This window comes from Brachybacterium timonense, from assembly GCF_900258505.1.
GTDB classification, from domain to species: Bacteria; Actinomycetota; Actinomycetes; order Actinomycetales; family Dermabacteraceae; genus Brachybacterium; species Brachybacterium timonense.
Genome location: NZ_LT984895.1, coordinates 1,586,082 through 1,608,121 on the forward strand (window position 1 = coordinate 1,586,082; position 22,040 = coordinate 1,608,121).

Below are 22,040 nucleotides of genomic sequence, written 5' to 3' on the forward strand. Positions count from 1 at the left end.
TCCTGCGTGCTGCGGGACCTCTACGATGACAACAGCCCCGACGCGATAGGAGCGCCCCGTGAGCACCACTGATTCCTTCGCTGCCCGGACCACCCTTGAGGTGGGCGGCAGCGAATACGAGATCTTCGCCCTCGACGCCGTCGACGGTCACGAGAAGCTGCCCTACAGCCTGAAGATCCTGCTGGAGAACCTGCTGCGCACCGAGGACGGCGCCAACATCACCGCCGACCATGTGCGTGCTCTCGCCGACTGGGACCCGACGGCCGCCCCGTCCACGGAGATCCAGTTCACCCCCGCCCGCGTGATCATGCAGGACTTCACCGGTGTGCCGTGCGTGGTGGATCTCGCGACCATGCGTGAAGCCGTGCAGGATCTGGGCGGCGATCCGGAGCGCATCAATCCGCTCGCCCCCGCGGAGATGGTGATCGATCACTCCGTCATGATCGACGTGGCCGGCCGCCTCGATGCCCTCGAGAAGAACATGGAGCTCGAATACGGGCGCAACCGCGAGCGCTACCAGTTCCTGCGCTGGGGCCAGACAGCCTTCGACGACTTCAAGGTCGTTCCCCCGGGCACCGGCATTGTGCACCAGGTCAACATCGAGTACCTGGCCCGCACCGTCATGACCCGCGAGGTCTCCGTGAACGGGGAGGCGCCGGTCCTGCGTGCCTACCCGGACTCCTGCGTCGGCACCGACTCGCACACCACCATGGTCAACGGCCTGGGTGTGCTCGGCTGGGGCGTCGGCGGTATCGAGGCAGAGGCCGCGATGCTCGGCCAGCCCGTCTCCATGCTGATCCCGCAGGTCGTCGGCTTCAAGCTCACCGGTGAGATCCCGGCCGCCGCCACCGCCACCGATGTCGTGCTGACCATCACCGAGATGCTCCGCGAGCGCGGCGTGGTGGGCAAGTTCGTTGAGTTCTACGGCGAAGGCGTGGCCCAGGTCCCGCTCGCGAACCGCGCGACTATCGGCAACATGAGCCCCGAGTTCGGCTCCACCTGCGCGATCTTCCCGGTTGATCAGGTCACCGTCGATTACCTGCGGTTGACCGGCCGCAGCGAAGAGCAGCTGGCCCTCGTGGAGGCCTACGCCAAGCGGCAGGGCCTGTGGCATGACCCCTCCCGCGAGGCCCAGTACTCCGAATACATCGAGCTGGACCTCTCGACCGTGGTCCCGTCGATCGCTGGCCCGAAGCGCCCCCAGGACCGCATCGTGCTGTCCGAGGCGAAGGAGGCCTTCCGCAAGGTCCTGCCCACCTACGCCGCCGGTGAGGATGACGCCACCGCCGAGGGTGAGGGCTCGTTCCCGGCTTCTGATCCTGCCGCCCCGGAGGCTGACACCGAGGCTGGCGGCGATGCCCCGGTCACGACCAGGGTCGCTGGGCGCGCCTCCAAGCCCACCGCTGTGGCAGGACACGACTTCACGATCGATCACGGCATCGTGTCGATCGCCTCGATCACCTCCTGCACGAACACCTCGAACCCGTCGGTGATGATGGCGGCCGGCCTGCTCGCCCGTAACGCCGTGGCCAAGGGCCTGACCGCCAAGCCCTGGGTGAAGACCTCCATGGCTCCCGGCTCCCAGGTTGTGACCGGCTACTACGAGAAGGCAGGGCTGTGGCCCGACCTTGAGGCGCTCGGCTTCCACCTGGTGGGCTACGGCTGCACCACCTGCATCGGCAACTCTGGTCCGCTTGCACCGGAGATCTCCGACGCAATCGCCGAGAGCGACCTCGCCGTCACTGCGGTGCTGTCTGGCAACCGCAACTTCGAAGGCCGCATCAACCCGGACGTGAAGATGAACTACCTCGCGTCCCCGCCGCTGGTGATCGCCTATGCGCTCGCGGGCACCATGGACTTCGACTTCGAGAACGACCCACTGGGCCAGGACGCCGACGGCGCAGACGTGTTCTTGCGGGACATCTGGCCCACGCCAGCGGAGGTCGAGCAGGTGATCGCGCAGAACATCACCCAGGAGATGTTCACCGAGGATTACCGCGACGTCTTCACCGGTGATGAGCGCTGGCAGGCGCTGGAGACCCCGGAGGGCGCAACCTTCGCCTGGGATGCGGAGTCGACCTATGTGCGTAAGCCTCCGTACTTCGAGGGCATGGGGATTCAGCCGGAGCCGGTCGAGGACATCACCGGTGCGCGCGTGTTGGTGAAGCTCGGCGATTCGACCACCACCGATCACATCTCCCCGGCGGGCGCCATCAAGGCTGACTCCCCGGCTGGTCGCTACCTGCGCGAGCACGGTGTGGAGCGCAAGGACTTCAACTCCTACGGCTCGCGCCGCGGCAACCACGAGGTGATGATCCGCGGTACGTTCGCGAACATCCGCATCAAGAACCAGCTGCTGGACGGTGTCGAGGGCGGATACACGAAGAACTTCCTGACCGGCGAGCAGGAGTTTATCTACGACGCCGCACAGGCCTACGCCCAGCAGGACATCCCGCTGGTGGTGCTGGCCGGTAAGGAGTACGGCACCGGCTCTTCGCGCGACTGGGCTGCCAAGGGCACCAAGCTTCTGGGCGTGAAGGCCGTGATCGCCGAGAGCTATGAGCGCATCCACCGCTCGAACCTCATCGGCATGGGTGTGCTGCCGCTGCAGTTCCCTGAGGGGCAGAGCGCCGACTCGCTCGGCATCGACGGCACCGAGATCTTCGAGGTCACCGGTGTCACGGCGCTGAACGAGGGCACCACACCGAAGACCGTGAAGGTGGTCGCCACCAAGGAGGACGGCTCCGCCGTCGAGTTCGACGCCGTCGTGCGCATCGACACCCCCGGTGAGGCCGAGTACTACCGCAACGGTGGAATCCTGCAGTACGTGCTGCGCTCGCTCGTGAAGGCCTGAGTCCAGATCGGCCCCGTCGGCGGGTCCTGTCCGGTGATTCTGGGCCGGTCAGGGCCCGCCGTTGCGTGTGTGCACTCGAGATTGGGCTCGCACAGCTGTTCTGCACTGGCGCACCGACGTGCAGACGGTGATTGGGCGTCGTGAACGCCCCGTGAAGATGTGCACAGATGTGATCATGCGTGCCGTTGCGCCAGGTCAGCCGGCGTACGCTGTCGGGGTTGCCCCGCAGTCCACCCGCAGGAGGTTCATCGATGGCGAGGACCCAGGAGCTCGAGGCCGTGTCCGACAGCACCGGTGTGCAGGACGTAATGCTCGAGGGGCATGGAGCCCTTCCCGTCGAGGACCCCAGCGGTGGCGTCAACGCCCCGCACGCGGCTACGGCGGATCGATGCGAGACCCCTATCCCGAGCTCTCCCGATGCGCTGCGGGCGCTGGACCCGTCGGTGCTTCCCGGTCTTGCACGCACCATCCGGCGGGCTCTCGTGGAGGTCACCTCCCGTACCGGTGGCCATCTTGGCCCCAATCTCGGCGTTGTCGAGCTCACCATCGTCCTCCACCGCGAGCTGCATTCGCCTCGCGAAGCGATTGTGTTCGATACCGGCCACCAGGCATACGTGCACAAGATGCTCACCGGCCGCGCGGACCTCACCGGCCTGCGCAGCGCAGGCGGAATCTCCGGCTACCCGGCGCGCGAGGAGTCCGAGCACGATGTGGTGGAGAACTCCCACGCTTCGGGCTCCATCGCCTGGGCCCACGGCATTGAGCGTGCCCGGCGCATGTGTGGTGAACCGAGCGTGACAGCCGCCGTGATCGGCGATGGCGCCCTGACCGGTGGTGTCGCCCTGGAAGCGCTCAATGAGGTGGCATCCGATATCGGCACCCGAACCCTCGTGGTGCTCAACGACAACACACGCTCCTACGCCCCGACGATCGGTGGCATGGCCGGTCATTTGGCGGCGCTGCGCCGCGGTGAGGTGCCCGAGGGCACCGACATGTTCACCGATATGGGCTTGACCTATCTGGGCCCCGTCGATGGGCATGATCTCGATGCTCTTGCGTCGGCGCTGCGGGAAGCTCGCGGTGTCGCCGAGGATCCGACGACGGCGGGCGTTGTGTTACATGTTCTGACCCGTAAGGGCGCCGGCTTCGAGCGCGCCGAGGCGGATGTGGTGGACCATTGGCACTCCACCGGCCCTTTCGAGGTGCAGCCTCCGACGGAAGCGGAGACCTTCCCACCGTCCGATGCTCCAGCCCCGGCGACCACGTGGACCGCTCGGCTCGGCGAGGCGGTGCTCGGGGCGGCCCGCGCGGACCAGCGGATCATCGCCGTGAGCGCCGCGATGGTGGACCCTGTCGGACTCACCCCGATGCAGCGTGAGATGCCGGACCGTGTGCTGGATGTGGGCATCGCCGAGCAGCTCGCCCTCGACACCGCTGCGGGTCTTGCCCACGGCGGCATGAAACCCGTGGTGGCTCTCTACTCGACGTTCCTCAACCGTGCCTTTGATCAGCTGCTGCTGGACGTTGCTCTGCACAACGAGGACGTCACCATCACCCTGGATCGCTCCGGCGTGACCGGAGATGACGGTCCCAGCCACCACGGCATCTGGGACCTCGCCGTGGCAGCGCAGGTTCCCGGCGTGCAGCTGTGGGCGCCGCGCGATGGCAGGCGCCTTGAGGAGGCACTGCAGCAGGCGATCGACACGAACGGCCCCACCGTTGTCCGTTTCCCGAAGGGGGCCTGCCCGGAGGACCTCAACGCTGTGGGGACCTGCCCCGCGGGCGACGTGCTCGCTGGTGATCTCTCACGCCCGATCGACACGCTTGTGGTGAGCATCGGCGCGCTGGCCGATCGAGCCGTGGCTGCGGCCCATGCGCTCTCTGGCGAAGCCAACGTGGTGGTCGTTGACCCGGTGCGGGCTCTGCCCGTGGGGGATGAGCTCGTGAACGTTGCCGGCACTGCTCGCAGCGTGGTCACGCTCGAGGATGGCGTGGCCGCCCGCGGGATTGGAGCGGCGCTTGCTCAGCGCCTCGCGCAGAGGTCGAGCGTCAGCTGCCCGATGCCGCCGGTGCGCACGCTCGGCGTCGAGCAGCGTTTCATCCCTCATGCCAAGCGCGCCGCGATCCTCGCGGACCAGGGCCTGGACGCAGACGGAATCGCCGCCGCTGTGCGCCAGGTGCTCAGCTGAGCCGGGGCTGCCCGCTCAGCCGCGGCGTGCGGTGAGGATGATGGGTTCGTCGTCGGTGATGAACAGGGTGTGCTCTGCGTGGGCGCCGCGGGAACCGTCCTGGGATCGCTGCGTCCAGCCATCCGCGGGATCGAGCACCAGTTCGTCGCAGGTGGGCATGAGGAACGGTTCGACGGTGATGGTCTGACCGGCCTCCAAGACGACACCGCCGCCGGGTGTGCCGCGATTGGGCACGAACGGGGCTTCGTGCATCGTGCGCCCCACGCCGTGCCCGCCGAAACGGTCATTGATCGTGTAGCCGCGCTCATGGGCAGCGGTCATCACTGCATGGCCGATATCGCCGACGGTTCTGCCCGCGCGGGCCTCACGGATGCCAGCCCACATCACGGCCTCGGTGTCGTCGATCAGACGTTGGTCCTCCTCGGTGCCGTCGCCGACGATGAAGGAGATGCACGCATCAGCCACCCAACCGTTCAGGGAAACTGCGAAATCCAGGGACAGCAGGTCGCCCTCGGCGAGGATCTGGTCGCGCGGCCTGCCGTGCAGCACACCGTCGTTGACCGACGTGCAGATCACGTGCCCGAAAGGCGATGCCCCAAAGGCCGGGTGGTAATCGATGTAGCAGGAGACCGCGCCGGCTTCGTGGATCATGCGGTGGGCTTCAGCATCGATCTCCAGCAGGTTCCAGCCAGGTTCGACCATGCGACTGAGCTGGTGGAGCACGGAGCCGACGAACTCCCCAGCAGGCTGAGCCTGCTCGAGAGTCGGCCGCTCGGGTGTGTGCTGACGACGTCGACGTCGGATCACTGGGCTACCTCCGTTCGCTGCGTCGGTGTGGTTGCTGCCGTGGGTTCAGTGAGCGGATCCGGGTCATCTTCCCAGGTGACAAGGGTGGATCCCACCCAGGCGATGCCGCCAGCGAACAGGGCGGCTCCCACCAGGTGCATGGCCACCAGCGCTTCCGGCAGCCCGGCGAAGAACTGGGCGTAGCCGACCAGCGCCTGCAGGACTGTGAGAGCCACCATGGCCCAGGCGGCGCGCAGAGCAGCGCGACGAGCCCGGATCGCGTGCAGTGCGATCACGAGTCCCACCAGCAGCCCGCAGAACAGCATGACTGCATCAGCATGCAGCCACGACGCCATGCGCGGATCCATGGGGATGCGGGTGATCTCGGAGGCGTCGCCAGAATGCGGTCCGGTGCCGGTCACGATCGTGCCGAGCACAAGCACCACGAAACCGGTCACGGCGAACATGCCGAACAGCCACAGCAGCGGCCTCGGCACGGCAGCCCGCGCACGGCCGTCGCCCTCATACAGACGCACCAGCAGAATCGTCGAGAAGGCGACGATCACGGGGGAGATGAGGAAGTGGGGACTGACCAGGCCGGGATGCAGATGCAGCTTCACGACGAGCATGCCGATGATCGCCTGCAGCGCGGTGCCGATCAACGGTGCCCACGCCAGCCGCAGGAACCCCGCACCCTTGTGCCGCAGCCACCGCCAGCTCACCAGCAGCACGCCAATGGCGAACACCGACAGCACGCCGGTGAGGCTGCGGTTGCCGAACTCGATCAGCGGATGGATGCCGGACTCGAGGGTGAGTTCAGGGGTGAAGCGCCCGGGCTCACAGTTCGGCCAGTCCGAGCAGCCCAGGCCGGAGGCAGTCAGGCGCACCAGCCCGCCGGTCAGGATGATGCCCATCTGGCAGATGAGATTTCCCCAGAACACGATCGCTGCAACCGTTGCACGTGCGCGGGCAGCCACCGTGAATCGTGGATCCGGGGTGGTGGCGGGGCGAGTGCTGCGATCGGGAACCGCCGAGGATGCAACATCACCCAGCGGCGCTGTTGGGGCTGAGGTCATGGCGTTGATTCTAGGAGGACAGGTCTCGGCTGGCGCTGCGCTTGGGGCACCGGCCACAGGTGGGATCCGCCTCATCTGTGCGCGGATAGACGGCGTGCTGCAGTGCTGAGAAGACGCTCAAAGCAGTCGTCACCGAGAGGTCCAGCGGAACCATCGGGTAGCCGCCAGACTCAGCAGCACTGCCCAGACCAGCAGGATCAGAGCCGACCCCCACGAGAACGGGCCGTCAGCCAGCGTGGCACGCAGCAGATCGCCTAGGGCGCCGGAGGGCAGCAGATCGGTGATGGACCGCAGCAGCCGGGGGAAGGAGACCGGCGGCAGCGCGATCCCTCCCACAGCGACGAACAGAACGAACAGCACGTTCGAGCCCGCGAGAACGGCCTCGGTCCGCAGTGTCCCGGCCAGGAGCAGGCCCAGACCACCGAAGGCGACCGATCCCAGGAGCCACACGGGGATCGCCGCAGCGATCCCGGCGGGGGACGGCACCTGGCCCAGCAACGCCGTGACGGCCAGGAGCAGGGCGATCTGCAGGACCTGCACTGTCAGCAGGGACACGATCTTTCCGGCGAGGTAGCCGCTGCGGCCCAGTGGCGTGGTGGCCACCCAGCGCAGCACGCCGTTGCGACGGTCGAAACCGGTCTGGATGGCCTGTGAGGTCAGCGACGAGGAGACGACCGCCGTTCCCCACGCGGCGGCAAACGCGGTGTGCAGCGGAACTGCGCCTTCCACTCGGCCGACGGGCAGCAGATGCAATGCGATGAGAACGCCGAGCGGCATGAGGATCGCCACCATGATCTGCTCGCCATTCGAGAGCATGATGCGGGTCTCGAAGGCCGCGTGTGTGAGAACACGACGCCTGGCCGGCGCGGGGCCCGCATCCGGTGGGCGGGAGTCGTGCGCCGAACCAAGGGGTACAGCCCGGTCGCTCGGCTGTGTGGAGGAGGCGGGGCGTGTTGTCATCGGTTCGTCTCCTTGTCGGCGCGCTGCGTGGCATGCGCTGGAGCACCGGTGAGGTCAAGGAGCACGCTTTCAAGCGAACCGGCGGTCTGTGAGATCTGCAGGTCGACCCCGTGGCACGCGGCGGTTTCGCGCAGCGCGGAACCGAGCTGAGCGGCCCGCTCGGGGGAGAGGGCTGCCGCATGGGCGCTCAGGTCCACGGTTCCGTCGGTACGGTGGTGCGCTTCGACGATCCCGTGGGGCGTTCCGCGAGCGAGCACGCGACCGTCGGCGATCACGACCACCTGATCCGCGAGCTCTTCGACATCATCCATGAGGTGCGTGGTGAGCACCACTGCACAGCCATCGGCGGCGAGTGAGCGGATCAGATCGCGCACGGTGCGGCGAATCGCCGGATCCATGCCCGCCGTCGGTTCATCGAGGAACAGCAGGCGCGGACGGCCCACCAGGGCGAGAGCGAGTGCAAGGCGCTGCCGTTGCCCACCGGAGAGCCGCCGCACCAGAGTCGAAGAGAAGCTGGTGATACCGAGCTGCTCAGCCAAGTCCGTGACCGGCAGTGGGTGAGCGTGCAGGGACGCTCCGTAACGCAGGAGCTGCATCGCGCGAGCCCCGGAGGCGAGGCCGCCATCCTGGATCATCACGCCGATCTGCGAGCGTAGATCCGCGTCGGCATGCCAGGGCTCGTGCCCCAGCACGCGCACGGAGCCGCTATCGGGTCGAAGCAGCCCGATGGCGCAGGAGATCGCCGTCGTCTTGCCGGCGCCGTTCGGGCCGAGCAACGCTGTGACCTCGCCGTGGCGCGCCTGCAGATCGATCCCGTCCAGGGCACGCACCGGGCCGTAGGTGTGGCGCAGATCAGTGATCTCGAGCGCCACCGGCGCGGCATACGCGGTGCTCTCTGTACTGCTTGCGTCAGGCATGGTCGTCGTCTGACAGGTGATGCGGGGCGGACATGTCATCTGTGAGCACGATCTCGTCATGCTCCTTTCGTGCAGGATGGCTGCTCAGCCGTGAATTGCGCAATGGTGCGATTGTGAAATAACGTGTGGTGGGCGGCGTTGCGCTGCAGGAGCGCGCACGCCACGATCGACCAGATCCGCGAGAGCGACCCGCGGAGCCGATGCACCAGACCCTACGCCGCCGCCATGAGTATCAGCTCAGCGCTAGCGGTCGCGGGTCCTCAGCCCGGAAGGAGCACTCCGTGACCCAGTCCCACGCGGCACGGTCCGCTGCTCCGACTGAGCACGAGGCTCCGCGCGACACTCGTGATCGGCTGGTCGAGGCAATTTCGGCCCACGGTCCGATCACAGCCCGTCGACTCGCGGACATGTTCGGTCTCACCAGTGCCGCGGTACGTCGGCACCTCGCGATGCTGCAGGACGAGGGCGTCATCGCCGAACATGACGTGCCGGTCAAGCGCCGTGGCCGCGGTCGCCCGAGCAAGGCGTTCGTGCTCTCCGCGCAGGCTCACGAGACGTTGCCCGGTGGCTACGACGATCTCGCCGTGCTCGCCCTCGATGAGCTCGCTGCGCGCGGCGGCACCGAGGCGGTCGACCACCTCGCCGAGCGACGAGTGGCCGATTGGCAGCGCGAGGTCGAGCGTCGCGCCGAGGCCCAGCGGGAAGCGGGCCGCGACATCACTCCCGCGCAAAAGCTGCAGATCCTTGCTGACCTGCTCACCGAGCGTGGTTTCGCCACCACTGTTCGGCCGCTGACCGTGCCGGTCCGTACCGCCGGGCCCCACGGGCAGGAACGGCCCCGTACGCTGATGGCGGCACAGCTGTGCCATGGCCACTGTCCCGTGCATGCGGTGGCAGCCCGGCACCCGGAGCTGTGCGAGGCCGAGACCCGCGCCATCGCCCGCATCATCGGCGCGCCCGTCCAGCGTCTGGCGACGCTGGCCCAGGGTGCGCACGCCTGCACCACCCATGTTCCGCTCACCGAGGGAAGGACACCATGACGAGCGCACCCGAACAGCTCAGTCAGGACGAGATCATCTCGTCCATCGGCGCCTACGAGTACGGCTGGCACGATAAGGACGACGCGGGCGCCTCGGCGCGTCGCGGCCTGTCCGAAGAGGTCGTGCGTGACATCTCCGCCAAGAAGAACGAACCCGAGTGGATGCTGCAGCGCCGCCTGAAGGCGCTCGCACTGTTCGACAAGAAGCCCTTGCCCACGTGGGGCGCGGACCTGTCCGACATCGACTTCGATGCCATCAAGTACTTCGTGCGCTCCACCGAGAAGCAGGCCGCCAGCTGGGAGGACCTGCCGGAGGACATCAAGAACACCTACGACCGCCTGGGGATCCCCGAGGCGGAGAAGCAGCGCCTGGTTGCTGGCGTGGCCGCCCAGTACGAGTCCGAGGTGGTGTACCACCAGATCCGTGAGGATCTCGAGGAGCAGGGCGTCATCTTCCTGGACACCGACACCGGCCTGCGCGAGCACCCCGAGATCTTCGAGGAGTACTTCGGCAGCGTCATCCCCGCCGGGGACAATAAGTTCTCTGCGCTGAACACCGCCGTGTGGTCCGGAGGCTCCTTCGTGTACGTGCCCAAGGGCGTGCACGTGGAGATCCCGCTGCAGGCCTACTTCCGGATCAACACCGAGAACATGGGCCAGTTCGAGCGCACGCTGATCATCGCCGACGAAGGCTCCTACGTGCATTACGTCGAGGGCTGCACCGCGCCGATCTACAAGTCGGATTCGCTGCACTCGGCCGTCGTCGAGATCGTGGTGAAGAAGGATGCCCGAGTCCGCTACACGACCGTGCAGAACTGGTCGAACAACGTGTACAACCTGGTCACTAAGCGCACCACGGTGGAGCAGGGCGGCACCATGGAGTGGATCGACGGCAACATCGGCTCCAAGGTCACCATGAAGTACCCGGCTGTGTGGCTGATGGGCGAGCACGCCCGCGGCGAGACGCTGTCGATCGCCTTCGCTGGCGAGAACCAGCATCAGGACACCGGCTCGAAGATGGTGCACATGGCGCCGCACACATCGAGCTCGATCGTCTCCAAGTCCGTCTCCCGCGGCGGCGGTCGCTCCTCCTACCGCGGCCTCGTGCAGGTCATGCCCGGTGCAGAGCATTCCGCCTCGACCGTGCTGTGCGACGCCCTGCTGGTGGACACCATCTCCCGCACCGACACCTACCCGTATGTGGACGTGCGCGTGGACGATGTGCAGATGGGCCATGAGGCGACGGTCTCGAAGGTCTCTGAGGAGCAGCTGTTCTACCTCATGAGCCGCGGCCTCGAGGAGACCGAGGCGATGGCGATGATCGTGCGCGGCTTCATCGAGCCGATCGCGCGCGAGCTGCCGATGGAGTACGCCCTCGAACTGAACCGGCTGATTGAGCTGCAGATGGAAGGAAGTGTGGGTTGATGACCTCGACCGATGTGACCGGCGCGCAGAGTGCCGGGGACCCGGCCGCGAACGAGGCAGTGGGAGGCGCCGCCGGTGCCGCCCCGGTCCCGGCACAGGAGGCGCTGAAGGACGCCCCGGCCCCCGCCGACGGACCGCAGCTCGAGGACGAGGGCATCGCCCTGCCCGGCCAGGCACGACCGGCAGCGAAGGGCGAGCACGTGACCCGCTCGGACCGCCCACGCTCCTTCGAGATCAGCGATCATCCGGTGCCCGTGACCTCGATGGAGGAATGGCGCTTCACCCCGCTGCGCCGCTTCGCTCCGCTGTTCGAGGACGTCGCCAGTGACGACCGCGAGGGTGATCCCGCGGTCGAGCACCGAGTGGAGCTGCCCGGCAGCATCGCAGAGCATGGAACGCTCGCGATCGGTCAGGCGCCGCGCGGCACGGTTCTCGTGCCCGAAGACCTTCCCTCGGCGATCGCGTCGGCCCGCAGCGAGCAGGCCGTTCACCTGGTGGCCCCGAAGAATACGGAGGTGGCTGACCCGTTCCGCATCGAGATCACCGGTCGTGGTGCTGATCGACGCGGCAATGCGCACATCGTGCTGGAGACCGAGGAGTCCGCGAGCGCGACGTTCGTGCTGAACCACACCGGATCCGCCCAGTACAACGAGAACGTCGAGCTGATCGTCGGCAACAACTCGCAGATGACGGTGATCTCCCTGCAGGACTGGGACGATGACGCACTGCATATCGCCACCCATCATTCTCGTGTGGGCCGCGACGCGAAGCTCAAGCACATCGTCGTCTCCCTGGGCGGCTCAGCCGTACGCGTCGACGTGATCGGCGAGCTCATCGAGCCCGGCGGGGACATCGACAACCTGGGTCTGTACTTCTCCGACGCCGACCAGTACCTCGAGCATCGTCTCTTCACCGACCATGCCGCCCCCAAGTGCGTTTCCAACGCGACGTACAAGGGCGCCCTGCAGGGCAAGGGCGCGCGCAGCGTGTGGGTGGGCGACGTGCTGATCCGCAAGCAGGCTGAGGGCACGGACACCTACGAGCTGAACCGCAACCTGGTGCTCACCGAGGGAGCTCGCGCAGACTCTGTGCCGAACCTCGAGATCGAGACCGGGGAGATCGAAGGCGCCGGCCATGCCGCCGCCACCGGGCGTTTCGACGACGAGCAGCTCTTCTACCTGCAGGCACGCGGCATCCCGGAGATCGAAGCGCGTCGGCTCGTGGTACGCGGCTTCTTCGCCGAGCTGATCCAGCAGATCGATGTGCCCGAGATCCGTGACCACCTGTTCGCCTCTATCGAGACCGAACTTGCTCGGAGCATGAACTGATGAGCCCGCGTCCCGTCGCGTCCTTGCGTGACCTCGCACCCGGCGAGGTGATGGCCGTTGAGATCGACGGCCACGACATCGCGCTCGTACGCGACGAGGACGGCGCCGTGCACGCTCTCGAGGACCGGTGCAGCCACGACGACATCGCCCTGTCGGACGGTGATGTCGACGGCTGCACCCTCGAATGCTGGAAGCACGGCAGCCAGTTCGATCTGACCACCGGCAGGCCGCTGCAACTGCCTGCCGTCCAGCCCGTCACCGTCTATCCGGTGAGCGTCGACGACACCACCGGTGAGATCACCGTGGACGTCGAGCGCACCGCCCCCTGACTCACCTCTGACAGACCAAGGAGAACCACCCATGTCGATCCTGGAGATCACGGACCTCCATGCCACCGTTGAAACCCCTGAGGGAACCAAGGAGATCCTCAAGGGCGTCGACCTGACCATCAAGGCGGGGGAGACCCATGCCATCATGGGCCCCAACGGCTCCGGCAAGTCCACGCTCGCCTACGCCATTGCCGGCCACCCCAAGTACGAGATCACCTCGGGCAGCGTCACACTGGACGGCGAGGACGTGCTGGAAATGTCGGTGGATGAGCGTGCCCGCGCTGGCCTGTTTCTGGCGATGCAGTACCCCGTTGAGGTGCCGGGTGTGACCGTGTCGAACTTCCTGCGCACCGCGAAGACCGCCGTCGATGGCGAAGCCCCGAAGCTGCGCACCTGGGTGAGCGACGTCAAGGGCGCCATGGAGAACCTGCGCATGGACCCCGCTTTCGCCGAGCGCAACGTGAACGAAGGATTCTCCGGTGGTGAGAAGAAGCGCCACGAGATCCTGCAGATGGAGCTGCTCAAGCCCGCCATCGCGATCCTCGATGAGACCGACTCCGGCCTCGACGTCGACGCGCTGCGGATCGTCTCCGAGGGCGTGAATCGCGCCAAGGAGAACACGAACGTGGGCATCATGCTGATCACCCACTACACGCGCATCCTGAACTACATCACACCGGACTTCGTGCACGTGTTCGTGGACGGTCGCGTGGCCGAGCAGGGCGGACCCGAGCTTGCCGAGCGTCTTGAGAACGAGGGTTACGACCGCTACCTCACCGCCGCGAACTGACCGCGATCCGGACGCGACGAGGGATGAGGAAGGAGAGGCCATGACGGAGGAGACACTGCCTGCCGAGCATGCCACGCCCGAACAGGTGTGGGAAGCGATGAAGGACGTCATTGATCCCGAGCTGGGCATCAACGTGGTCGACCTGGGCCTGGTCTACGGGGTCACCGTGGAGAACGGAGAGGCCGTGGTCGACATGACTCTCACCTCTGCGGCCTGCCCGCTGACGGATGTGCTCGAGGAGCAGACGTTCGCGGTGCTGGACCCCATCACGGAGGCGCACCGCATCAACTGGGTGTGGATGCCGCCGTGGGGGATGGACAAGATCACCGACGACGGCCGCGAACAGCTGCGCGCGATCGGCTTCAATCTCTGAGTCGATCGGCCCTCTGACGCCGCACAACGCGAAGGGCCGCCTGAGCTGACGTGCAGCTCAGGCGGCCCTTCCTGTGTGCGGTCAGCTTCCCAGAGCATCCTCCAGGGGTGCCGACTCAATGTCGTGTGCCTCGGCGACGCCGGACTGATACAGGACGCCGTCCACCGTGTGTAGGCCCTTGGCGAGGGCGCTGTCCTGTCGGCAGGCCTCACGCCATCCCAGATTGGCAAGCTTCAGCACATAGGGGAGCGTCGCGTTGGTCAGGCCACTGGTGGCGGTCACCGGCACCGAGCCGGGCATATTCGCGACGCAGTAGTAGATCGCCTCGTGCACCCGGAAGGTCGGATCGTCATGTGTCGTGGGGTGTGAGTTCTCGAAGCAACCGCCCTGGTCGATCGCAACGTCGACCAGCACGGAGCCCGGCTTCATCGTGGCCACCATGTCATCTGTGACGAGCTTGGGGGCCTTCTTGCCGGGGATCAGCACGGAGCCGATCACCACGTCGGCGTTGCGAACCTGCTCCTCCAGATCCAGGCGCGTGTTGTACCGGGTCAGGATCGTGCCCTCGTGGGTGAGGCTGATCTGTGACAGGCGAGCGAGGTTAATATCCATGATGGTCACGTTGGCGTGAAGACCTCGGGCCATGCGCGCGGCCTGCTCACCCACGACGCCACCACCGATCACCAGCACATTGGCCTCGCGAGTGCCGGGGATGCCACCCATCAGCACACCGGAGCCGCCGCGAGGAGCCATCAGGTGGTAGCTGGCCACCTGCGTGGCGAGACGGCCCGCGATCGAGCTCATCGGGGCAAGCAGCGGCAGGCTGCGATCGGGTAGCTGCACCGTCTCGTAGGCGAGTGAGGTCACACGGGAGGACAGGGCAGCCTCGGTGAGCTCGCGGTCGGGTGCCATGTGCAGGTAGGTGAAGAGGATCTGGCCCGGACGCATCAGCTCGTGTTCAGGGCCGACGGGTTCTTTGACCTTGACGATCATCTCCGCACGGGACCACACCTCATCAGCGGAGGACGCGATCGTGGCGCCGACGGCGGCGTAGTCCTCGTCGGCGATGCCTGCACCCCGGCCAGCGTCGCGTTCGACAACGACCTCGTGCCCGGCGCGCACCAGTTCGTGGACGCCTGCGGCGGCCAGGCCAACGCGGTACTCGTGGTTCTTGATCTCCTTGGGCACGCCGATGAGCATGTTCAACTCCTTTGTCACGCGGTATGACGGGATGAAGCCATGGAACCACACCCGCGATGCTGTACGTCACAATCTGTGAAGAACAAGTCGTCCTGACTGCCCGGCAGGCCAGCCGTGATCGATACACTCGGCCGGTCCCACCCTGTCCTGGCTCATGCGCAGTGATCGTCGCGCGGGCCGGATCCGCATCACCCCATCGGGAGCGCCGCCGTGATCACCGTGCATGACCTCGAGATCCGAGTTGGTGCTCGTCTGCTCATGCAGAACGTGTCCTTCCAGGTCACTGATGGTGACCGGATCGGTCTGGTGGGCCGCAACGGTGCCGGGAAGACCACGCTGACACGCGTGCTGGCGGGCGATCGTCAACCCAGTGCCGGTAGCGTCGACGTCGCCGGCGAGCTGGGATATCTGCCCCAGGACACGCATGCGGGCGACGATGAGCAGAGCGTGCTGCACCGCATTCTGGGGGCCCGTGGCCTCGATGAGCTGATGCGGCGGCTGCGGCGTGCCGAAGAGGACATGGCGGATATGTCGATCTCCGACGCGCAGCGGGAGAAAGCCATGAACCGCTATGCCAGGCTCGACGCTGAGCTGATGACGCGCGGCGGTTATGCGGCGGAGGCGGAAGCCAAGCGGATGGCCGCGAACCTGGGCCTGCCTGATCGTCTGCTGGAGCAGGCGCTGGGCACGCTCTCGGGTGGGCAGCGGCGCCGCGTAGAGCTTGCCCGAATCCTCTTCTCCCAGGCCACCACCATGATTCTGGATGAGCCGACGAACCACCTTGATGCTGACTCGGTGGTGTGGCTGCGGGAGTACCTGCAGGCATACAAAGGCGGCCTGATCGTGATCTCTCACGACGTCGAACTCGTGGAGACCGTGGTCAACAAGGTGTTCTACCTGGATGCGAACCGTCAGGTGATCGACATCTACAACATGGGGTGGAAGCTCTACTTGCGCCAGCGGGAGGATGATGAGAAGCGTCGCAAGCGTGAGCGCCAGAACGCGGAGAAGAAAGCGAGTGCGCTGACCGCGCAGGCGGAGAAAATGCGGGCGAAAGCCACCAAGGCGGTGGCGGCGCAAAACATGCTGCGCCGCGCGGAGCGACTCCTGGAAGGTGCCGAAGGAGAACGGCAGCAGGACCGCGTGGCGGCGCTGCGCTTTCCGACCCCGGCCCCGTGCGGTAAAACACCGCTGCGCGCCGAAGGACTGTCGAAGTCCTACGGCAGTTTAGAGATTTTCACCGATGTGGATCTTGCGATCGACCGCGGATCCCGCGTGGTGGTGCTCGGCCTGAATGGCGCAGGCAAGACCACGCTGCTGAGAATTCTCGCGGGCGTCGATGCCGCGGACACCGGCCAGATCGTGCCGGGCCATGGGCTGCGGATCGGCTACTACGCGCAGGAGCATGAGACCCTGGATCGAGACCGCACGGTGCTGGAGAACATGATGAGCGCGGCGATCGACATGCCTGAGGTGGAGGCCCGCAAGGTGCTCGGCTCGTTCCTGTTCACCGGGGATGATGTGCACAAGCCTGCCGGGGTTCTCTCCGGTGGTGAGAAGACGCGCTTGGCTCTTGCCACGCTGGTGGTCTCCAGTGCAAACGTGCTGCTTCTCGATGAGCCAACGAACAACCTCGACCCCGCCAGCCGCGAGGAGATCCTTGGAGCACTCGCGAATTTCGAAGGCGCCGTGGTGCTGGTCTCGCATGATCCCGGGGCGGTGCGGGCACTGGCACCGGAACGCGTGTTGGTGATGCCCGACGCCGTCGAGGATCTGTGGAACGCCTCCTATGAGGAGCTCATCGAATTGGCCTGACGCCCGCCGTTCCGCGAGCACTCTGGCCGGGGGAGTCCGCGATGAGGGCCGTTGCCGTTCAGCCGGCGACGCGTTCGGCCGCGAACCCCCGAGCAGCGTGCGGATCCAACACAGCTGCTGGATGTGGCCCGGCGGCCTCCCAGGCGGCGCGCTGGGTGTCGGCTGCCGTGCCGTTCAGGGTGCCGCCTGCTGCAAGCACGAGGTTGCCGGGGTAACGGCCGGTCAGCATGGAGGCGTCGGCAAGCACCCACGGCCCGGCAAGTCCCGCCGCATCGCAGGCATCGTCCAGCGTCTGGATCTGTGTGCCCGCGAAGCGCAGCGGCGGATCGTCACCCACGTTGATGAGCAGTGCCCCGTCGGCGCGCAGCAACCGCAACAGGTCGGTGTAGAAGGCGGTGCAGGCCAGATGGTCGGGGGATTCCTCCCCGGTGAAGATATCCATCACTACCGCATCGAATGTCCCATCGGGGAGCGTCTGGCAGACCTCACGGGCGTCGCCGTGCAGGGCATGAAGGCGCGTGCCGGGCGGAAGAGGCAGTGTGGAGGTTACGAAGTCCACGAGCTCCCGTTCGATCTCGATGACGGTCTGCGCGCTGCGGGGCCGGGTGTGCTGGACGTAGCGGGGGAGAGTGAGCGCCCCAGCTCCCAGATGCAGCACGCTGATCGGCTCGCCGACGGGCCGCAGAGTGTCGAGAACGGTCGCCATGCGCCGCAGGTACTCGTGCCGGATCACCGACGGATCCTCGATGTCGACATGAGACTGCTCGACGTCGCCGAGCCACAGCGCCCATCCGCCGACGACCTCATCACCCATGATCGCCGCTTCGATCCCACTGGAGGAGAGCCGGATCTGACGCGGGCACGGGACAGAGGAGATGCTCATGCACGCCATTCTGACGGACTGCACCGCGCGTCTGGCTGGCTGCACCGCGCGTCTGGCTGGCTGCACCGCGCGTCTGGCTGGCTGCACCGCGTGCATCATGACAATGGTTTACATGCGTACTCTCCGACACTGCAGAAATGCAGTGATCGGCTGTGGCGGGTCGGTACCGTCGGCATCATGTATGTGCTGCTGTTCGCCCCGCCCCGTCGTGCCTCGAGCGAGGACCCGATTCCCGCGCTCGCGCAGACCCTTGCTCCGCTGGGCTTGCGGGGCGGTCCCGAGCGCACTATCGGACGGGAGGCCATCGCCGTGGCTGACCGCGCAAGCACTGCCCTGGACGCGATCCGTGCCGCCCGCGAAGAGGGGGCCTGGCGGATCGGTCTGGGCATCGGCGACGTGGTGCATCCGCTGCCCGCTGAACTGCGAGCTCTCGAGGGGCCCGCCATACAGGCCGCACAGGATGCGCTGCACATCGCCGCCACCACCAGTCAGGTGCCGGTTGCGATCCGCGCCGCCGATCCCCGCCAGGCCGAGACCGCGCATGACGCCCAGGCTGTGCTGCGCCTGATCGGCTGGATGATCGCCACCCGCAACCGCGGCCAGTGGCGGGTCGCCCGCGCCGTGCGAGAACATCCCGACTGGACACAGCAGCAGCTCGCCGATCACCTCGGCGTCACCCAGCAGACAGTCTCCCGCTCCCTGCAGACCAGTGGCTGGCGCGAGGAAAGCGCGGCCTACCCGCTGCTTGAGCGCCTGTTGTCCATGATCGACCTCACGTCTGCGCCCACGGATCGCAGCACGCGCTGATCTGACGGCCGCGAGCGCTATCCTGGAGTGCGGTGCGCCCGCTGGCGCATACACCCCTGAACATCCGCCCGGACCCCCACGCGTCCGCGGCATGGCCGAGGAGACTCATGGCGACGACGAACGATCTCAAGAACGGAATGGTGCTGGACCTCGAGGGTCAGCTCTGGAGCGTGGTCGAGTTTCAGCACGTGAAGCCGGGCAAGGGCCCTGCTTTCGTGCGCACCAAGCTCAAGAACGTCCTGTCCGGCAAGACCGTCGAGAAGACCTTCAACGCCGGCGTGAAGGTCAAGACAGCCAACGTCGATAAGCGCGACATGCAGTACTCGTACCTCGACGGTGACATGTTCGTCTTCATGGACACCACCACCTGGGAGCAGGTTAACGTGTCCGCCGACATCGTCGGTGACGCGAAGGACTTCATGCTCGAGGGCCAGGATGCCGTGGTCGCCTTCCATGAGGGCACCGTGCTGTACGTCGAGCTGCCCGCCTCCGTGACGCTCGAGATCACCTTCACCGAGCCCGGGCTGCAGGGTGACCGTTCCAATGGCGGCACCAAGCCCGCCACGCTGGAGACCGGCCGCGAGATCCAGGTGCCGCTGTTCCTTGACCAGGGCACCAAGGTGAAGGTCGATACGCGCACGGGCGACTACCTTGGACGCGCCTGAGGTGACGGACTCCACGCGCGACCCGGGGTTGCCCCTGCCCGCTCGCGACGGCGAGGACGTGTCGTTCGAACGCACGATCCCCGGCAGCACGCAGCGGCTCTCCTCCCGCACCCGAGAGCGCATCCGCGCGGTGGATGTGCTCTTCGAAGCCGACGCCCGCGGTATGGACGAACTGGCTGTGCTTGAGGAGCGTCTGGTGCGCACCGCAGCCCAGACCGCGCTGCCCGATAGGGCCGCACACCTGGTGCGCCTGCACGCTGAACACGCCGACGAGATCGATGAACAGCTCTCGACCCACGCCCGCGACTGGCCCTTGCGCCGCATGCCGGCCGTTGACCGGGCGCTGCTGCGCCTGGGCGCCGCCGAACTGCTGCACGACGTGTCGGCGGCGGAACGTCCCGCGATCATCGGGGAGTACGTGAAGATCGCCGACGTGCTCTCCACGGATTCCTCACCGCGCTTCGTGAACGGTCTCCTGCAGCGCTTGGCCGACGTGGCTGACCTCCTCGGCTGAGCCGCCCGCCGATATCCACCACGAGCCCCGTCACCGACGTGACGGGGCTCGTTGCGCAGGAGAGCCGTGGATCGGCGGGTTGCGGGCACGCATTCCTTAGTGACTGTTGCTCGATCGAGGTGCTGACCTGATGGCACTGGAGCGGGCGGGGTGTCAGGTGGCGAGAGCGACCGGGGTCATGACGGTCGCGGTGTCGATCGGGCTGGCCGCCCCAGGTGAGCGTGGCGTTCGGTCGGGACCTGGGGACGTGCGTTCGGCTCTGAAGAGGCAGGGAGGGACGGGTCACTGACCGCGCTGCGAGTCGTCAGCGCCGGTTCAAGGGCTCCGACCGGATCCCGTCGACGATCGATGCGGCGATCGCTCCGATCCCGTCGTCGACGGCTGGAATCAGACGGTCGAAATCGAGGCTGCGGGTGAGGACGCTGACCGCGATCGGCACCTCGCCGTCATGCGTGACCACGGCGCTGTCGTGGCGAAACGGGCCCCAAGAACCGGTCTTCTCGGCGACGCTTACGCCCGGGTAGCACAGCGTTCTGCTGATCCGGGTCGGAACGAACTGCTGTGCCAGCATGCCGCAGACCATGTCCGTGCCGACCCTGTCCATCAGCGTCCCGTTCCACAGCGCGCTGAGCAGCCGCACCTGATCAGCGGCAGTCGTGAGCGAACCGAGGACGCGATCCCTTCGCGTGAATTCGAGCAGGTCGTCGTCGATGTCGGGGCCGGAGGTGAAGGGGCTGTCCCTCCGGGCTGTCTCGACGGCGAGTCGGACGGTATCGGCGGTGCTGGCGATGCACGAGCGACGCATGGACGCGTCGTGGGCGACGTCGTCGACAGCGGCGATGCCGACCTCCCTCAGGATGAGGTCGGCGGAGGTGTTGTCGGATCCCACGAGCATGAAACGCATGAGCTCGCGCCACGTGACAGTGACGGGATCCTCGATGAGGGACAGCCCGACGCCTCCGTTCACTCGCTGGTCGGGATGCACGCGCACCGGCTCAGACAGGCGCGAGCCTCTGGCCCGGTAGAGGGCAATGGCGGCCGGCAGTTTGTACAGCGATGCTCCCGGCCATAACGCGTCCCGCCGATGGCTCAGGATCGGCCCGGCGCCGTCGATGCGGTGCGCGCAGAATGACAGGTCGATACCCAGTCCGTCGGCGATCTCCAAGGCGCTGACGACGGCCGGAACTGCTCCGGCCGTCCTCCCGCTGATGGCTTCAGTCATCATGAGTGAGTGAGGCCAGGGTGGTCTGAAGCGGAGTCCATGCCTCATGCACGTCCCGGCTGCGCTCATCCCTGCGTGCGATGAGCTGGAATCTCGCTGCCACGTGCTCCGGGAGCGCACGGACGGAGAGTCCTTCGGTCCAGGCGCTCGGCCACGGCGGTCTGCCGATCGACAGTGCACGTGTCAGGTGTCCAGCGCGGAGGCCGGCCACGACGCTCAAGCGCCCTTCGGCTGTGAAGGAGCCGACCATCCCTTGGGCACGGAGGTCAGCGGCGATCGTACGGAGGGCCGGCGCGGGAGGGCTCTCATGGACGAGCACGTGGCGAGGCGGCAGCGGCGACGCGTCGGGGAGCAGCTCCCAGAGCCGACATGATGCGACCTGGGAAACCCGCAGGCCTTCCGTCCGCACCGGGGCGAGTACGAGTGCGACTCCGCCGTGCTCCCGGATGCGCATCACGGCGTCCATCGTCGGACATGCACGGAGGCGGATGTCCGTGCCTGCGGCGACGGCCGTCGTGACGAGTCGGGTCGCCCACTCCTGAGGACATCCGGGATCGACGAGAAGCTCCAGCGGAGTCCGGGCGTCGGACAGCGCCGCGGCCCTCAAGCGTTCTACACCGTCGCGCACCCGCGTCGACTCCTGGAGCACTCGCCGTCCGGCGTCCGTCAGCTGCGCACCACGTGGCGTTCGTTCGAACAAGGTGCATCCCAGCTCCTTCTCGAGGCGCCGGATAGCTTGAGACATCGGTGGCTGCGCCATGCCGACCGCCTGTGCCGCTCGCCCGAAATGCTCCTCCTCGGCGACTGCTTCGAAGAGATCCAGGTGACGGAGAAGGTCCATGATCTCCTCCTATATCTAGAGAATGTA

Annotated in this window: 20 protein-coding genes; 12 read left to right on the top strand and 8 right to left on the bottom strand. The window is 66.9% G+C overall.

What is annotated here, in order from left to right; translation table 11 throughout:
* The first annotated feature begins 58 nt into the window (after nucleotides 1-58).
* Nucleotides 59-2,854 (top strand): aconitate hydratase AcnA, encoded by a 2,796-nt coding sequence (acnA, locus tag C8271_RS07015; RefSeq protein WP_106506704.1) that lies wholly within the window; start codon nucleotides 59-61, stop codon nucleotides 2,852-2,854.
* A 251-nt stretch (nucleotides 2,855-3,105) separates the two neighbouring features.
* On the top strand, nucleotides 3,106-5,043 hold the full coding sequence (locus C8271_RS07020; protein WP_106506705.1) for a 1-deoxy-D-xylulose-5-phosphate synthase: 1,938 nt from the start codon (nucleotides 3,106-3,108) through the stop codon (nucleotides 5,041-5,043).
* A 15-nt stretch (nucleotides 5,044-5,058) separates the two neighbouring features.
* Here C8271_RS07020 and map read toward each other — a convergent pair whose 3' ends face one another.
* From map to C8271_RS07040, 4 genes are all read right to left on the bottom strand, one after another.
* A complete protein-coding gene (gene map, locus C8271_RS07025) occupies nucleotides 5,059-5,850 on the bottom strand; it encodes a type I methionyl aminopeptidase (RefSeq protein ID WP_106506706.1) in 792 nt (263 codons plus the stop codon).
* Nucleotides 5,847-6,905 (bottom strand): COX15/CtaA family protein, encoded by a 1,059-nt coding sequence (locus tag C8271_RS07030; RefSeq protein ID WP_106506707.1) that lies wholly within the window; start codon nucleotides 6,903-6,905, stop codon nucleotides 5,847-5,849. The genes map and C8271_RS07030 overlap by 4 nt, the downstream gene beginning before the upstream one ends.
* 129 nt (nucleotides 6,906-7,034) lie before the next feature.
* Nucleotides 7,035-7,865: an ABC transporter permease gene (locus C8271_RS07035; protein ID WP_106506708.1), complete on the bottom strand. Its 831-nt coding sequence runs from the start codon at nucleotides 7,863-7,865 to the stop codon at nucleotides 7,035-7,037.
* Nucleotides 7,862-8,782 carry an ABC transporter ATP-binding protein gene (locus C8271_RS07040; protein WP_106507938.1) on the bottom strand — a complete coding sequence of 307 codons (921 nt, stop codon included), beginning with the start codon at nucleotides 8,780-8,782 and terminating at the stop codon, nucleotides 7,862-7,864. The genes C8271_RS07035 and C8271_RS07040 overlap by 4 nt, the downstream gene beginning before the upstream one ends.
* Nucleotides 8,783-8,982: 200 nt before the next feature.
* Between C8271_RS07040 and C8271_RS07045 the strand changes: the two genes are divergently transcribed.
* The 6 genes from C8271_RS07045 to C8271_RS07070 are packed head-to-tail and all read left to right on the top strand — an operon-like array spanning nucleotide 8,983 to nucleotide 14,066.
* Entirely contained in the window at nucleotides 8,983-9,822 is an 840-nt protein-coding gene (locus tag C8271_RS07045) for a helix-turn-helix transcriptional regulator (RefSeq protein WP_106507939.1), read from the top strand.
* The gene (gene sufB / locus C8271_RS07050) at nucleotides 9,819-11,246 is read left to right on the top strand and encodes a Fe-S cluster assembly protein SufB (protein ID WP_106506709.1); all 1,428 of its coding nucleotides are present in this window, start codon (nucleotides 9,819-9,821) and stop codon (nucleotides 11,244-11,246) included. The genes C8271_RS07045 and sufB overlap by 4 nt, the downstream gene beginning before the upstream one ends.
* Complete coding sequence (gene sufD / locus C8271_RS07055) at nucleotides 11,246-12,574, top strand: Fe-S cluster assembly protein SufD (RefSeq protein WP_106506710.1); 1,329 nt, start codon at nucleotides 11,246-11,248, stop codon at nucleotides 12,572-12,574. Before sufB ends, sufD begins: the two co-directional genes overlap by 1 nt.
* The gene (locus C8271_RS07060) at nucleotides 12,574-12,903 is read left to right on the top strand and encodes a Rieske (2Fe-2S) protein (protein ID WP_106506711.1); all 330 of its coding nucleotides are present in this window, start codon (nucleotides 12,574-12,576) and stop codon (nucleotides 12,901-12,903) included. The genes sufD and C8271_RS07060 overlap by 1 nt, the downstream gene beginning before the upstream one ends.
* 31 nt (nucleotides 12,904-12,934) lie before the next feature.
* Nucleotides 12,935-13,693, top strand: a complete 759-nt coding sequence (sufC, locus tag C8271_RS07065; RefSeq protein WP_106506712.1) for a Fe-S cluster assembly ATPase SufC — start codon at nucleotides 12,935-12,937, stop codon at nucleotides 13,691-13,693.
* 40 nt (nucleotides 13,694-13,733) lie between these two features.
* Nucleotides 13,734-14,066 (top strand): metal-sulfur cluster assembly factor, encoded by a 333-nt coding sequence (locus C8271_RS07070; protein WP_106506713.1) that lies wholly within the window; start codon nucleotides 13,734-13,736, stop codon nucleotides 14,064-14,066.
* Between the two features lie 81 nt (nucleotides 14,067-14,147).
* Here the strand turns inward: C8271_RS07070 and ald are convergent, their stop codons facing one another.
* Nucleotides 14,148-15,266 (bottom strand): alanine dehydrogenase, encoded by a 1,119-nt coding sequence (ald, locus tag C8271_RS07075; protein WP_106506714.1) that lies wholly within the window; start codon nucleotides 15,264-15,266, stop codon nucleotides 14,148-14,150.
* Nucleotides 15,267-15,476: 210 nt separating this feature from the next.
* Here ald and C8271_RS07080 point away from each other — a divergent pair, with 210 nt between their 5' ends.
* Nucleotides 15,477-17,081 (top strand): ABC-F family ATP-binding cassette domain-containing protein, encoded by a 1,605-nt coding sequence (locus tag C8271_RS07080; RefSeq protein ID WP_106506715.1) that lies wholly within the window; start codon nucleotides 15,477-15,479, stop codon nucleotides 17,079-17,081.
* A 58-nt stretch (nucleotides 17,082-17,139) separates the two neighbouring features.
* Here C8271_RS07080 and C8271_RS07085 read toward each other — a convergent pair whose 3' ends face one another.
* Nucleotides 17,140-17,964: a spermidine synthase gene (locus C8271_RS07085; protein WP_106506716.1), complete on the bottom strand. Its 825-nt coding sequence runs from the start codon at nucleotides 17,962-17,964 to the stop codon at nucleotides 17,140-17,142.
* Nucleotides 17,965-18,141: 177 nt separating this feature from the next.
* Between C8271_RS07085 and C8271_RS07090 the strand changes: the two genes are divergently transcribed.
* The 3 genes from C8271_RS07090 (at nucleotide 18,142) to nusB (ending at nucleotide 19,950) form a co-directional block, all read left to right on the top strand.
* Nucleotides 18,142-18,771 (top strand): MarR family transcriptional regulator, encoded by a 630-nt coding sequence (locus C8271_RS07090; RefSeq protein ID WP_106506717.1) that lies wholly within the window; start codon nucleotides 18,142-18,144, stop codon nucleotides 18,769-18,771.
* Nucleotides 18,772-18,878: 107 nt separating this feature from the next.
* Nucleotides 18,879-19,436, top strand: a complete 558-nt coding sequence (efp, locus tag C8271_RS07095) for an elongation factor P (RefSeq protein WP_106506718.1) — start codon at nucleotides 18,879-18,881, stop codon at nucleotides 19,434-19,436.
* A 1-nt stretch (nucleotide 19,437) separates the two neighbouring features.
* Nucleotides 19,438-19,950, top strand: coding sequence for a transcription antitermination factor NusB (gene nusB / locus C8271_RS07100; protein WP_170957821.1), 513 nt, complete (start codon nucleotides 19,438-19,440; stop codon nucleotides 19,948-19,950).
* Between the two features lie 304 nt (nucleotides 19,951-20,254).
* On the opposite strand, the gene C8271_RS07105 is transcribed toward nusB, so the two are convergent.
* Together C8271_RS07105 and C8271_RS07110 are read right to left on the bottom strand one after the other, a co-directional pair.
* Nucleotides 20,255-21,175: a serine hydrolase gene (locus C8271_RS07105; RefSeq protein ID WP_170957822.1), complete on the bottom strand. Its 921-nt coding sequence runs from the start codon at nucleotides 21,173-21,175 to the stop codon at nucleotides 20,255-20,257.
* Nucleotides 21,165-22,013, bottom strand: a complete 849-nt coding sequence (locus C8271_RS07110; protein WP_106506720.1) for a LysR family transcriptional regulator — start codon at nucleotides 22,011-22,013, stop codon at nucleotides 21,165-21,167. Before C8271_RS07110 ends, C8271_RS07105 begins: the two co-directional genes overlap by 11 nt.
* Nucleotides 22,014-22,040 lie beyond the last annotated feature (27 nt).